Origin of the sequence: Streptomyces sp. NPDC058872 (assembly GCF_042743065.1) — a bacterium.
GTDB lineage: Bacteria > Actinomycetota > Actinomycetes > Streptomycetales > Streptomycetaceae > Streptomyces.
Window position 1 is genome coordinate 1 of record NZ_JBHYMK010000073.1, and the last position, 13078, is coordinate 13078.

General features: G+C 71.6%; 11 protein-coding genes. 3 read left to right on the top strand and 8 right to left on the bottom strand.

The features are described 5' to 3' along the window. Nucleotides 1–41 precede the first annotated feature (41 nt). A complete protein-coding gene (gene ftsY, locus ACFW22_RS31515) occupies nucleotides 42–1244 on the bottom strand; it encodes a signal recognition particle-docking protein FtsY (protein ID WP_386411365.1) in 1203 nt (400 codons plus the stop codon). A 306-nt stretch (nucleotides 1245–1550) separates the two neighbouring features. Here ftsY and ACFW22_RS31520 point away from each other — a divergent pair, with 306 nt between their 5' ends. Beyond that, nucleotides 1551–2522, top strand: a complete 972-nt coding sequence (locus ACFW22_RS31520; protein WP_386411293.1) for an LLM class flavin-dependent oxidoreductase — start codon at nucleotides 1551–1553, stop codon at nucleotides 2520–2522. A gap of 43 nt (nucleotides 2523–2565) precedes the next feature. Here ACFW22_RS31520 and ACFW22_RS31525 read toward each other — a convergent pair whose 3' ends face one another. The 4 genes from ACFW22_RS31525 to ACFW22_RS31540 form a co-directional block, all read right to left on the bottom strand. Further along, nucleotides 2566–3999 carry a sugar porter family MFS transporter gene (locus ACFW22_RS31525; protein WP_386411296.1) on the bottom strand — a complete coding sequence of 478 codons (1434 nt, stop codon included), beginning with the start codon at nucleotides 3997–3999 and terminating at the stop codon, nucleotides 2566–2568. A gap of 188 nt (nucleotides 4000–4187) precedes the next feature. Further along, a complete protein-coding gene (gene smc, locus ACFW22_RS31530; RefSeq protein WP_386411299.1) occupies nucleotides 4188–7748 on the bottom strand; it encodes a chromosome segregation protein SMC in 3561 nt (1186 codons plus the stop codon). A 231-nt stretch (nucleotides 7749–7979) separates the two neighbouring features. After that, nucleotides 7980–8198, bottom strand: coding sequence for a hypothetical protein (locus tag ACFW22_RS31535; protein WP_384885793.1), 219 nt, complete (start codon nucleotides 8196–8198; stop codon nucleotides 7980–7982). Between the two features lie 388 nt (nucleotides 8199–8586). Beyond that, nucleotides 8587–8868 (bottom strand): acylphosphatase, encoded by a 282-nt coding sequence (locus ACFW22_RS31540; RefSeq protein ID WP_386411303.1) that lies wholly within the window; start codon nucleotides 8866–8868, stop codon nucleotides 8587–8589. A gap of 180 nt (nucleotides 8869–9048) precedes the next feature. Between ACFW22_RS31540 and ACFW22_RS31545 the strand changes: the two genes are divergently transcribed. Beyond that, on the top strand, nucleotides 9049–9972 hold the full coding sequence (locus ACFW22_RS31545; RefSeq protein WP_386411306.1) for a CAP domain-containing protein: 924 nt from the start codon (nucleotides 9049–9051) through the stop codon (nucleotides 9970–9972). A gap of 104 nt (nucleotides 9973–10076) precedes the next feature. Here ACFW22_RS31545 and ACFW22_RS31550 read toward each other — a convergent pair whose 3' ends face one another. Next, nucleotides 10077–10661 carry a flavodoxin family protein gene (locus ACFW22_RS31550; RefSeq protein ID WP_386411309.1) on the bottom strand — a complete coding sequence of 195 codons (585 nt, stop codon included), beginning with the start codon at nucleotides 10659–10661 and terminating at the stop codon, nucleotides 10077–10079. A gap of 123 nt (nucleotides 10662–10784) precedes the next feature. Between ACFW22_RS31550 and ACFW22_RS31555 the strand changes: the two genes are divergently transcribed. Further along, nucleotides 10785–11171 (top strand): winged helix-turn-helix transcriptional regulator, encoded by a 387-nt coding sequence (locus ACFW22_RS31555; protein WP_386411312.1) that lies wholly within the window; start codon nucleotides 10785–10787, stop codon nucleotides 11169–11171. A gap of 120 nt (nucleotides 11172–11291) precedes the next feature. On the opposite strand, the gene mutM is transcribed toward ACFW22_RS31555, so the two are convergent. Beyond that, nucleotides 11292–12152: a bifunctional DNA-formamidopyrimidine glycosylase/DNA-(apurinic or apyrimidinic site) lyase gene (mutM, locus tag ACFW22_RS31560; protein WP_386411314.1), complete on the bottom strand. Its 861-nt coding sequence runs from the start codon at nucleotides 12150–12152 to the stop codon at nucleotides 11292–11294. Nucleotides 12153–12276: 124 nt separating this feature from the next. Continuing rightward, nucleotides 12277–13071, bottom strand: coding sequence for a ribonuclease III (gene rnc / locus ACFW22_RS31565; protein WP_386411317.1), 795 nt, complete (start codon nucleotides 13069–13071; stop codon nucleotides 12277–12279). Between the last annotated feature and the right edge of the window lie 7 nt (nucleotides 13072–13078).

The window sequence follows — 13078 nt, forward strand, 5'->3', positions numbered from 1 at the left end:
CCTGCCCGGTGACGGGGCCCCTCCGCACGTCGTGGCCCGCCTCAGTCGCCGATCAGGGCGTCGACGAAGGCGCCCGGCTCGAAGGGGGCCAGGTCGTCCGGCCCCTCGCCGAGGCCGACCAGCTTGACCGGGACGCCCAGCTCGCGCTGGACGGCGACCACGATGCCGCCCTTGGCGGTGCCGTCGAGCTTGGTCAGCACGATGCCGGTGATGTCGACCACCTCCGCGAAGACCCGGGCCTGGATCAGGCCGTTCTGGCCGGTGGTGGCGTCGAGCACGAGGAGGACCTCGTCGAGCGGGCCGTGCTTCTCGACGACGCGCTTGACCTTGCCGAGCTCGTCCATCAGGCCGGTCTTGGTGTGGAGCCGGCCGGCGGTGTCGATGAGGACGACGTCGGCCTTCTCCGCGATGCCCTCCTTGACCGCGTCGAAGGCGATCGACGCCGGGTCGCCGCCCTCGGGGCCGCGGACGGTCCGGGCGCCCACGCGCTCGCCCCAGGTCTGGAGCTGGTCGGCGGCGGCGGCACGGAAGGTGTCGGCCGCGCCCAGGACGACGGACTTGCCGTCGGCGACGAGGACCCGGGCGAGCTTGCCGGTGGTGGTGGTCTTGCCGGTGCCGTTGACTCCGACGACCATCACCACGCCCGGGGTGTCTTCGGGGCTCTCGGTCTTCACCGTGCGGTCGAAGTCGCCGAGGAGCGCGACGAGCTCCTCGCGCAGCAGACCGCGCAGCTCCTCGGGGCTACGGGTGCCGAGCACCTTGACGCGCTCGCGCAGCCGGTCCACGAGCTCCTGGGTGGGGGCGACGCCGACGTCGGCCGTGAGGAGGGTCTCCTCGATCTCCTCCCAGGTGTCCTCGTCGAGGTGCTCGCGGGACAGGAGCGTGAGCAGCCCCTTGCCCAGCGAGTTCTGGGAGCGGGCGAGCCGGGCCCGGAGCCGCACGAGGCGGCCGGCCGTGGGCTCGGGCACCTCGATCTCGGGAGCCGCGGGCTCCTCGACGACGGGGGCCTCGGGGGCCGCTTCGGTGGGGAGGTCGACCTCCTCGACCGTGCGGCGTGGTTCCTCCCGCGGCGTCTCCGCCTCCTCGCCGACGTGCGGTTCGACGGGCGGAGCGGTGATGGTCGGCGTGGTGGACGGCGGCTCGGCCGGCGGCAGCTGCTTCTTCTTGCGACCGCTGATCACGAGTCCGCTCGTCACGGCGACCACGACGACCAGAGCGATGACTACAGCAAGGATGAGTTCCATAACGCTCACCAGTATGGCGTGGCCTCCCCGGATCCCCTCGTTCCCCGTGCGGGGCGCGCCCCCGTTGGTCGAACGGGCCGCTCGCCGTCGGACCGCACCTCGCTGACCAGCGGTTCCCGGGCCCCGGGCCGGGAGCGCCGGTGCGGGGGCACGCGCAGGGCTCCGGCGGGGCGTCCGGTGCCGCTCCGGCCGGCCGCCGGCGCGGGGAGTCCCCGCGGCCGGCCGTCGGAGCCGACCGGACCGTTCTCATCTGACGATTCGTCAGCTAGGGTCCTCCCGCCGCACACCCGCGAAGGGGGACCTCCCGTGCCGTTCAGCGTCGTACGGTTCAACCTCGTCGATCCCCGGGCGACCCCCGCATCGCTGTCGGAGCGCTACCGGGCCGCCCTCGCGATGGCCGCGTACGCCGACGGGCACGGCGTCGACACCGTGCAGACCGAGGAGCACCACGGGGTCGAGGACAACTGGCTCCCCTCCCCCTTCGCCTTCGCCGGCGCGGTCTTCGGCGCCACGCGCAGGATCGCGGTCACCGTCTCGGCGATCATCGGGCCGCTGCACGACCCCCTGCGGCTGGCCGAGGAGATGGCGGTCCTGGACCTGCTCAGCGGCGGTCGACTGGTGACGGTGGCCGGGATCGGCTACCGGCCCGAGGAGTACGAGGAGCGCGGCGTGGACTGGGGGCGGCGCGGCGAACTGCAGGACCTGCTGCTGGAAACCCTGCTCGCCGCCTGGACCGGAGAGCCCTTCGGCTACCGGGGCCGTACGGTGCGGGTCACCCCGCGCCCCTTCACCCGCCCCCACCCCCTGCTGCTGGTCGGGGGGTCGTCGAGGGCGGCGGCGCGACGGGCGGCGCGGCTCGGGCTGCCCTTCTTCCCGAGCGCGCACCTGCCGGAGCTCGATGCGTACTACCGGGAGCGGTGCACGGAGTACGGCACGGAGGGGTGGACGATGATGCCGGCCGAGCGGACCCCGCTGCTCCACCTGTCGGAGGATCCGGACCGGACCTGGGCGGAGCACGGGGAACACTTCCTCCACGAGGCACGGACGTACGCCTCCTGGCAGTCCGAGGACATCCGCTCGGCGGTGCGCTCGACAGCGGGTTCGGTGACGGAGCTGCGGGAGGAGGGCGTCTACCGGGTCGTCACCCCCGAGGAGTGCGCGGGGCTCGGGCTGGAGAGCCTGGTGCTCCACCCGCTGTGCGGCGGGATGCCGATCGAGGAGGGGTGGCGGAGCCTGCGGCTGTTCTGCGACGACGTACTGCCCCGGCTGGGGGCGTGAGGCCTCGGCCGGGGCAGTCGTCGCGAGGAGGGGGCAGCGGGGGTTAGCCCATCTCCTCCAACGCCTTGCCCTTGGTCTCCTTGACGTACCGGAGCACGAAGGGGATCGAGAGCACGGCGAAGGTCGCGTAGATCACGTAGGTGCCGGAGAGGTTCCAGTCCGCGAGGGACGGGAAGCTGGCGGTGATGGCCCAGTTGGCGATCCACTGGGCGGAGGCGGCCACGCCGAGGGCCGCCGCGCGGATCCGGTTGGGGAACATCTCGCCGAGGAAGACCCAGACCACCACGCCCCAGGAGAGGGCGAAGAAGAGCACGAAGACGTGGGCGGCGACGAGGGCCACCGCCCCCTGGGTCTCGGGCAGCTTGCCGTCGACGAGGTCGGCGGAGAAGGCCCAGGCCTCGAAGGCGAGGGCGATCGCCATGCCGACGGATCCGACCAGGGCCAGCGGCTTGCGGCCGACCCGGTCGACCAGGACCATCGCGATCACGGTGCCGATGATGTTGATGATCGACGTGGTGAAGGAGTAGAAGAAGGAGCTCGACGGGTCGATGCCGACGGACTGCCAGAGGGTCGCGGAGTAGTAGAAGGCGACGTTGATGCCGACGAGCTGCTGGAAGACCGAGAGTCCGATGCCGACCCAGACGATGGGCAGCAGCCGGAACCGGCTCCCGGTGGCGAACAGGTCCGTGAAGGTGGACTTGTGCTCGCTGCGCATGGCCCGGTCGATCTCGGCGACGCGGTGGTCGAGGTTGACGCCGTGGCCCTCGACCTCGGCGAGGACCGCCTTGGCCCGGTCGATCTTCCCCACGGAGATGAGGTAGCGGGGGGATTCGGGGATCGCGAAGGACAGCATGCCGTAGAGGACCGCGGGGACGACCATCACGCCGAGCATCCACTGCCACGCCTCCAGGCCGCCGATCTTGCCGCGCTGCTCGCCGTCGGCGAGCTGGAGGATGCCGTAGTTGACCAGCTGGGAGATGGCGATGCCGATGACGATCGCAGCCTGCTGGAAGGAGCCGAGGCGACCGCGGTAGGCGGCGGGGGCGACCTCGGCGATGTAGGCCGGACCGATGACGGAGGCCATGCCGATGGCGAAGCCGCCGATGATCCGCCAGAGGGCGAGGTCCCAGAGGGCGAAGGGCAGTGCGGAACCCACGGCGCTGACGGCGAAGAGCACCGCGGAGATCTGCATGCACCGGATGCGGCCGATGCGGTCGGCGATCCGGCCCGCGGTCGCGGCACCGATCGCACAGCCGATCAGGGCGATCGCGATGACCTGGGCGAGGGTGCCGGAGCCGATGTCGTAGCGGTCGCGGATCGCCTCGACGGCCCCGTTGATGACGGAACTGTCGTAGCCGAAGAGGAAACCGCCCATCGCGGCGGAGGCCGTGATGAAGATGACGTGGCCGAGGTGGTCCGGGTGAGCGGCTCGGCCTTCAGAAGGCGGCGGCGTGGGCGCCTGCGCGGTGCTGGTCACATGGACTCCTGGGTGGGGGGCGAGCCCTTCCAGTGGCGCACAACTTCACGCCGCCCACCACGTGAAGGTTAAAGCAACGTTGCAGAGACTATGTCTTCAAGTTTCGAAGTCAATAGTCGATGTGATGTGACTTTATAAGCATCTCGACACTTCATGAATTCACAACTTGAACGAACGAGAGGGGGCCCTCAGCGCAGCCGCTGACTGATCACCTTCGAGACGCCGTCTCCCTGCATGGACACGCCGTACAACGCGTCCGCGACCTCCATCGTCCGCTTCTGGTGCGTGATCACGATCAGCTGCGAGGACTCCTGGAGCTCCCGCATGATCCCGATCAGCCGCTGGAGGTTGGTGTCGTCGAGCGCCGCCTCCACCTCGTCCATCACGTAGAACGGGCTGGGCCTGGCCTTGAAGATGGCCACCAGCAGCGCCACGGCGGTGAGCGAGCGCTCGCCACCGGACAGCAGCGACAGCCGCTTGACCTTCTTGCCCGGTGGGCGGGCCTCCACCTCCACCCCGGTGGTGAGCATGTCGTCCGGGTCGGTCAGGACGAGCCGCCCCTCGCCGCCCGGGAAGAGCCGGGAGAAGACGCCTTCGAACTCCCGGGCCGTGTCCCGGTAGGCCTCGGTGAAGACCTGTTCGACGCGCAGGTCGACCTCCTTCACGACCTGAAGCAGATCGGTGCGGGTCTTCTTGAGGTCCTCCAACTGCTCCGAGAGGAACCTGTGCCGCTCCTCCAGGGCCGCGAACTCCTCCAGGGCCAGCGGATTGACCTTGCCGAGCTGTTGGTGCGCCCGCTCGGCGGCCTTCAGCCGCTTCTCCTGCTCCGAACGGACGAACGGCCGCGGTCGGTTGCGGGGGTCCTGCGGGTCGTCGGGGTCGGCCTCCTCGGGCAGCACCTCGCCCTCGGCCGCCGGCGAGGGGGGCACCGGCTGGTCCGGGCCGTACTCGGCGACCAGGTCGGTCGACTCCACCCCGAACTCCTCCAGGGCCCTCGACTCCAGTTGCTCGATCCGCAAGCGCTTCTCCGCACCCAGCACCTCACCCCGGTGGACGGAGTCGGTCAGCTTGTCGAGCTCGGCCTTGAGGTCACGCCCCCGGGCCCTGGCGACGGTCAGGCCCTGCTCCCGATCCGCCCTCGCGGCTTCGGCCGCGACCCGCTCCCGTTCGGCGCGGGCCAGCGAAACCTCCACGTGGGCCAGCAGGCCCCGGGCGCCGGCGGCGACCGCACCCGCGACGTCCGCCTCGTGGCGGAGCCGGGCCCGGCGCTGCTCGGCGCGCACGCGCGCCTCCCGCTCCGCACGGGCGGCCCGGTCGAGCGCATCGGCCCGTCCGGCGATCCCCTTGCCCCGCTCCTCATGGGTGCGGACCTGGAGCCGTGCCTCCATCTCGATCTGGCGCGCCCGGGAGCCGTCGACGGCGAGCCGGTCGCGCACGGCGGTGTCGGGCTCGTCCTCGGCCGGTGCCTCCTCCGCGGCCAGCAGCTGCTCGGCCAACTCCGCCGCCGCGGCGGTCGCCTCCTCCAGGGATTCCCGAGCCCGCGCGACGGCCGCGGCGGTGCGCTCGGCCTCCCCCGCAGCCCCCTTGGCCTGTCCCGCCAGCCGGCCGAGCCGCTGTGCGGTCGACGACTTCTCCCGGTCGGCTTCCCTGCGCTGCCCGTCGAGCTCCTCCACGCGCACGCCGGCGACGCGGTACCGCTCGGCCGCCTCCTGCTGGGCGGTCTCCAGTTCCGCGCACCGCAGGCCCAGTTCGACGAGTTCCGCAGCGGCCTCGTCGACCGCGGCCCGGACTTCGAGCAGGCTGGGCGCCGCGGCGGAGCCGCCGTGCGCGACGTGCACCCCGAGGAGGTCGCCCTCGGCGGTGACGGCGGTCAACTCCGGTCGGCTCCTGACCAGTTCGACGGCCTCGTCGAGGTCGTGGACGACCACGAACCCGGCCAGCAACCGGCGGACCGCGCCGAGCAGTTCGGCGGGACCGCTGACCAGGTCGGCGGCGCACCGGCGCCCCTCCGCGTCCGGAGCCGCAACCGGGTCCGGCGCTCCGGCCAGCAGCAGGGACGCCCGCCCCGCTTCCTGCTTGCGCAACAGGCGCAGGGCCTCGGCGGCGGCGGCGGGGCCGGCGGCGGCGAGCGCGTCGGCCGCGGCACCGAACGCCGCGGCCAGGGGGACCTCGTACCCCGCTTCGACCGTGAGCAGTTCGGCCGCGGGGCCCAGGAGTCCGGCGAGCCCGGCGGAGACCAGTGCGCCGGTGCCGTCCTTGCGGCGCAGCCCGAGGGCGAGGGTGTCGTGCCGGGCCCGGGCGGCGGCGCGACTGCGCTCGGCGGCGCCGGCTGCCTCGCGGACCGCGCCCAGTGCCTCCTGGGCCTCGGCGCGTTCGCGGCGGGCGGCCTCGTACCGCTCGTCCTGCGCGAGGTCCTCCGCGCCGACCCCCTCGACCTCCTCCTTCAGCCGGGCGTACTCCTCCTGGGCGACGGCCGCCCGCTCCGCGGCCTCGTCACGGGCGGCGGCGAGGCGGTCGATCTCCGCCTGGGCGGCCGCGGCGCGCGAGCGGGCGGCGTTCACCCTGCCGTGCAGCCTGGCCAGGCCCTCGCGCCGATCGGCGCCGGCACGGGCCAGGTCCTTGAGCCGGCGCTCCTCCTCCGCAAGGGACCGCTCCAGCTCAGCGCGGTGGTCGACGGCGTCCTCCAGGGCGCGTTCGGCGACCTCCAGGGCGGCTTCGAGTTCGGCTTCCTGCTCACGGACCCGGGCGGCCTCCTGCTCCAGGTCCTCCGGGGCACGACCGCGGCGTTCCTCGACGGGGGCGGCGGTGGCGCTCTTCACCCGCGCGTCGGCCAGCGAGACGGTCCCCCGGACGCGCTCGGCGAGCCGGGAGAGGTCGTACCAACTCTGCTGGGCACGTTCCAGGCGGGGCACGAGGGTGCGCGCGTCGGCCTCGAGTTCGGCCTCCCGGGCGAGGGCCGCGCGCCACCCGGCGGCGGTGGCCTCCTTGCGTGCGAGCAGGGCCGTTTCGTCGGCGACCTCGGCCTGCAGGGCTTCCTGGAGCCGCACGAGGTCGTCGGCGAGGAGACGGAGTCGGGCGTCGCGCAGGTCGGCCTGGATGACCACGGCACGGCGGGCGACGGCGGCCTGGCGGCCGAGCGGCTTGAGCTGGCGGCGGAGTTCGTCGGCGAGGTCCTGGACGCGCGCGAGGTTGGCCTGCATCGCGTCCAGCTTCCGCAGCGCCTTCTCTTTCCGCTTGCGGTGCTTGAGGACCCCGGCGGCCTCCTCGATGAAGGCGCGACGGCCCATCGGATCGGCGTGCAACACCGAGTCCAGTTGCCCCTGGCCGACGATGACGTGCATCTCCCGTCCGATGCCGGAATCGGAGAGCAGGTCCTGGAAGTCGAGCAGGCGGCAGGTGTCCCCGTTGATCTGGTACTCGCTGCTGCCGCCCCGGAACATGATCCGGGTGAGGGTGACCTCGGCGTAGTCGATGGGGAGCGCACCATCGGAATTGTCGATGGTCAGCGAGACCTCGGCACGGCCGAGCGGAGGGCGCCCGGTCGTGCCGGCGAAGATGACGTCTTCCATCTTGCCGCCGCGCAGCGACTTGGCGCCCTGCTCGCCCATGACCCAGGAGAGGGCGTCCACGACATTGGACTTGCCCGACCCGTTGGGTCCCACCACGCAGGTGATTCCCGGTTCGAACCGGAGGGTGGTGGCCGATGCGAACGACTTGAATCCGCGGAGGGTCAGGGCCTTGAGGTGCACTCCGGGGACTCTACCGGGGTCCGTGCGTTTCACCCGTGATGACGTGGGGCAGATCCTCGGATGAGGAGGGGTGGGACACGGGGGAAACAACGGGTGAAAGAAAGAAGGGACGCCGAAGCGCCCCTTGCGAGTCCAGCTGTCGTGCCTCTGGATCGTTCTGCACGATCAGCTGTCTGTGATCCGGCTGCGCCGACGAGATTGTTTCCCACCTGGCCCCTCGGGGCTGGGCTGTCAGGTGAGCGCAGGCTCTGCCTGGGGTACGTCGAGGTCGATGCTGTTCAGCAGCGAGTCTCCCTGGTGCTGAGCGGCGGCAGCAGCGAGCGTGTCGTTCTCGGACTGGATCCGTACCAGCTCGGATTCGAGGTCCTGGACGCGCTGCTGAAGCCGTCGCATCTCGGCGAGGAGTCGCGGGTCGGAGCCGCCGACGTAACCGAGAAGCGCCTTTGCCATGATGGATGGTCCTCCACAATGAGTGACCGACCGAAGCGGTGTGGGTCGTGAGGGATTCGCACCCGCGGTGCTCGGCAGTACTGCTTGTCGTGCCGGTTCCACTGCCAAACAGCGAAGGTGCGCGGGGCTTCCAGAGTCTCACCAAAAAGTTTGACGGTCAACACGATCACGCCCCGTTTGAAGGGGCGACCGAGGAGTCCACCGGCGCTCGGCGAGCGAGGGGGCCTTCATACTCGGCGCCGCGGGGCGTCGCGATCATTCTTACCGCGCAGCCTTCCACGACGGACGCCCGTTGGCAACCATCAGGCGGTTCGCTGGTCACGCACCCGTTACCGGTCGTCCGCGGGGCACCGCCCTCGGTCACCGAAGGGGACTCCCCTCATGATCGTCAACGGATGGCGAAGCCCTCGTAGCCGCCGCGCGGTGTGCCCCAGATCTCAGTGACGCCGTCCACGCGTCCGGGAGTGTCGTCGGAGCGCAGCCAATCGAGCAAATGGTGGCAATTCTCACGCGGCCCCTCGGCCACCACCTGCACCCGTCCGTCATCGAGGTTCAGGGCGAAGCCGACCAGGCTGCCGATCTCCAAGGCATTTGCCCTGGTGAACCAGCGGAAGCCCACTCCCTGTACCCGGCCGCGCACCCAGGCGGTCATCCGCACGTCGTCATTCATGGCTGCACGCTAGTCGGCGGATTGCCAGATGAGCACATCGCCCCTGCTTCCCATGGCGTACAGTCCCGACCGAACGCACCTCACCCGTATGGGCGCGCGCCGTTCGGACATCGAGCCGGAACGGTACCGGCAGCAAAGATCGGCAAAGCAAGCAAAGGCCAGCAGAGGAAGGCAGGGCAGATGGGACGCCACCGTCGCTCCGGCGCCACACCCGCCGCAGAAGACTACGCGGCCGCTTCGGCCCGCCCGCAGCGGGGTACCCGTCGCAGGCGCCCCGTACGCACCGGGCTGCTCGGCGCCTCCGCGGCGGTCGCGGTCGGCGCCATCGCCGTCACCTCCGGCCTGCTGCCCGGCGGGGACACCCTCACCCTCGGCAGCACGAGCGCCAGCGAGCGGCCCGTCCCGTCCCGACAGGCCCCCGAACTGACCACGCAGGGCGGCACCGCGCCGACCCCGGCCGGCGAGTCCGGCCGCACGACTGCGCGCACGGGGGCGACCGAGGGCAAGCCCCCGGCCTCCCCGACCGCGACACCGAGCCCGAAGACCACCCCCCCGCCGACCCCCGAGCCGACCCCGACGAAGACGAAGGCCCCCGGCACCGCGAAGCCCGCGGCACCGAAGACCTCGACCGCACCCACCACGAAGGCGGCGGCGCCCGCTCCGAAGCCGACCCCGTCCTCGGCGACGCCGACGGAGAGGACCCCGGTCGCCTCCACCGCCGACCGCAGCCAGGCCGCGGAGGCCGAGGTCCTCCGACTGGTGAACGTCGAACGCGCGAAGGCGGGCTGCACCCCGGTGCGCGCGGACGCACGGCTCGCAGCACTGGCCGGCGCCTTCAGCGCGGACATGGCGACCCGCAACTTCTTCGACCACACGGACCCGGACGGCGACACCCCCTGGGCCCGGGCCGCGCAGGCGGGCATCACGGGCATGGGCGGCGAGAACATCGCCCGCGGCCAGGTGGACGCGGCAGCCGTGATGGCCTCCTGGATGAACAGCGACGGCCATCGGGCCAACATCATGAACTGCGACTTCACCACACTCGGCGTCGGCGTCGCCTTCGGCGACGGCGGGCCCTGGTGGACCCAGGACTTCGGCTACTGAGATTCCTCGGGGTGGCAACCCCGCACGCGCGCGTCCACGCATGAGGGGACCCCGTCACCGGTGTCGGTGACGGGGTCCCCTCGTGTGCGGACGCGCGGCGGGTGTCAGACGGACGCCTTGCCCGCGGCGAAGGTGCGGGCCGTGCCGGCGACCCGCCGGCCGAGGTGCTCGGCGGTGGCGATGTCGGCCTTGTGGACGGCGTCCGGGCCGAGGTCGGTCGGGGTCTGGGCGCCGGCGCCGGCGGAGAAGCCCAGGCGGTTGAGGTCGTTCTCGGAGGACTCGCTGCTGTTCCAACCGGGCTTCAGGCCGAGGCTGACCCAGGTCATGCCGTGCTGGCCGGCGAGGGTCTGGAAGAACTGCAGGGTCTGCTGCTTGTCGCCGTTCTTGGAGCCGGAGTTGGTGAAGCCGGCGGCGATCTTGTCCAGCCAGGCGTTGGTGAACCAGCGCTTCGCGGTGGCCTCGGCGAACTGGTGGAAGGCGCCGGAGGCGGTGCCCATGTAGGTCGGGGACCCGAAGACGATCGCGTCGGAGGCGTCCAGCAGCTCCCACTCGGCTTCGGTGATCTCGTCGACCTTGATCAGGTGGGTGACGGCGCCCGCGTCGGCGGCGCCGGCACGAACGGCCTCGGCGAGGACGGTCGTGTGTCCGTAACCGGAGTGGTAGGCGATGGAGACGACGGGGCTGGTCACAAGGGACTCCTCGAAGAACCGTGCAGGGGGACGACCAGAAGTAGAGCACTAACTTATAGATAGCGCAAGCTTTCAGTTAGCGCCCTTCCCCTGGTAAGCGCTGTGCGGGAGTACGGTGATGCCATGACCGATGACCTCCCCTACGACGTTTTCGCGCGCACCTGCCCCTCGCGCTGCACGTTGGAGCACGTGACGGGCCGCTGGGGCAGCCTGACCCTGGGCGCCCTGCACGCGGGGACGTTCCGCTTCAACGAGCTGCGGCGACGGGTCGACGGCGTCAGCGAGAAGATGCTGTCGCAGACGCTGCACGCCCTGGAGCGGGACGGTCTCGTCCACCGGGAGGCCCGACCGACGAACCCCCCGCGGGTCGACTACCGGCTCACCCCCCTCGGCCGTGAGATCGCGGAGCAGCTGATCGGTCTGATCGAGCTGGTGGAAAGCCGGATGGACGAGGTGGAGGCGGCGCGCACGAGCTACGACGGGGAACGCGTGACGGCCGACGGCGCCTGACCACAGGACGGCCCCCGGAACGCGAGAGGGCGGCGGGGCGCACCGGGCGGCACTCGGATCGCGGTGCGCGGAACTCAGACCGCGGTGCGCAGCGGGCGCTGGCAGCGCGGTGCGCGGAACTCAGACCGCGGTGCGCGGCGGGCGCTGGCAGCGCGGGCAGAAGTAGCTGGACCGGTTCATCCAGGCCCGCCGCCGCATCGGGGTGCCACAACGGCGGCAGGGCTCGTCCTCCCGCCCGTAGGCATCGAGCGAGCGGTCGAAGTAGCCGGACTCGCCGTTGACGTTCACGTACAGGCTGTCGAAGCTCGTGCCGCCGGCGTCGAGTGCGGCGTTCATCACGTCCCGGACGTGACCGAGCAGCTCGGCCGAACGCGGACGGGTCAGGGTGGCCGTGGGACGGTCGTAGTGGAGCTTCGACCGCCAGAGCGCCTCGTCCGCGTAGATGTTGCCGACACCGCTGATCAGGGACTGGTCGAGCAGCGCCCGCTTGATGGTGGTGCGGCGCAGCCGGAGGGCGCCCTGGAAGGCGGAGTCGTCGAACGCCGGGTCCAGCGGGTCACGGGCGATGTGCCCGATGACGTCCGGCAGTCCGTCGGGAGTCTGGTCGTGGAGCGAGAGCCCTCCGAAGGTGCGCTGGTCGACGAAGCGGAGTTCGGTGCCGGTGGCATCGTCGAAGCGGACCCTGATGCGCAGGTGCTTCTCGTCCTCGGCGCCCTCCGGCTGGACGAGCAGTTGGCCGCTCATCCCGAGGTGCCCGAGCACGGCCGTGCCGGTGTCGGCGAGCGGCAGCCAGAGGTACTTGCCGCGACGGCGCGCGCCCTCGAAGCGCTGTCCCGTGAGCCGTGCCGCGAAGTCCTCGCCCCCCGCCGGATGGCGCCGTACGGCCCTCGGGTGCAGGACCTCGACCTCGGCCACGGTCCGCCCGGCGACCCAGCGCTCCAGACCGCGCCGCACGACCTCGACCTCGGGCAGCTCGGGCACGGTGACTCCTCCGGACGTCTTCGACAGCAGCCCCACCCTACCGCCGCAGAACCTCCGGAAAGGACGGGAACCCCGCCTCCGGACAGGTCCGGGGACGGGGTTCTCGGGAAGCGGGGCGCAGCCGTCAGGCCGACGTCCGGTTCGCGGTCGGAGAGGGGTCGACGACCTCTCCCGTGCCCGCTTCGGCCGCGGCCTTGGCCGCGGCCTCGCGCTCGTCCGCTGCTGCACGGATGGAGCGCCAAGCGGATTCTGCCGCCTGCTGTTCCGCTTCCTTCTTGCTGCGGCCAGTGCCGGTGCCGTACGAGACACCACCGACGCGGGCGGCAGCAGTGAAGGTCTTCTCGTGGTCCGGGCCCTCTTCGGAGACGAGGTACTCGGGAACGCCGAGCCCCTCGGCCGCGGTGAGTTCCTGGAGACTGGTCTTCCAGTCCAGCCCCGCACCGAGGTTCGAGGACTTCTCGATCAGCGGGTCGAAGAGCCGGTGCACCAGCTCGGCCGCCGCTTCGAGGCCCTGGTCGAGATAGACCGCGCCGATCACCGCTTCGAGGGTGTCGGCGAGGATGGACGCCTTGTCCCGGCCGCCCGTGCCCTCTTCGCCCCGGCCGAGCCGGATGAAGGAGCCGAGTTCCAGGCCGCGACCGACCTCCGCCAGTGCACGCGAGTTGACCACCGCGGCCCGCAGTTTGGCCAGCTGGCCTTCCGGCAGGTCGGGGTGGGTGCGGTACAGCGTGTCCGTGACCACCAGACCGAGCACGGAGTCCCCGAGGAACTCCAGCCGCTCGTTGGTGGGCAGACCGCCGTTCTCATACGCGTACGAGCGGTGGGTCAGTGCACGCACCAGAAGGGCGGACTCGAGCTGATACCCGAGCCGCCCTTCCAGAAGCGTGTGGGACGAGGCTGCGCTGATGTTCTCAGACATCGTGCCT

What these genes read in the sequence shown, in the direction of transcription:
- ftsY (WP_386411365.1), bottom strand. Translation starts at nt 1,244, where the DNA reads ATGGAACTCATCCTTGCTGTAGTCATCGCTCTGGTCGTCGTGGTCGCC.
- ACFW22_RS31535 (WP_384885793.1), bottom strand. Translation starts at nt 8,198, where the DNA reads ATGGCAAAGGCGCTTCTCGGTTACGTCGGCGGCTCCGACCCGCGACTC.
- ACFW22_RS31540 (WP_386411303.1), bottom strand. Translation starts at nt 8,868, where the DNA reads ATGAATGACGACGTGCGGATGACCGCCTGGGTGCGCGGCCGGGTACAG.
- ACFW22_RS31545 (WP_386411306.1), top strand. Translation starts at nt 9,049, where the DNA reads ATGGGACGCCACCGTCGCTCCGGCGCCACACCCGCCGCAGAAGACTAC.
- ACFW22_RS31555 (WP_386411312.1), top strand. Translation starts at nt 10,785, where the DNA reads ATGACCGATGACCTCCCCTACGACGTTTTCGCGCGCACCTGCCCCTCG.
- rnc (WP_386411317.1), bottom strand. Translation starts at nt 13,071, where the DNA reads ATGTCTGAGAACATCAGCGCAGCCTCGTCCCACACGCTTCTGGAAGGG.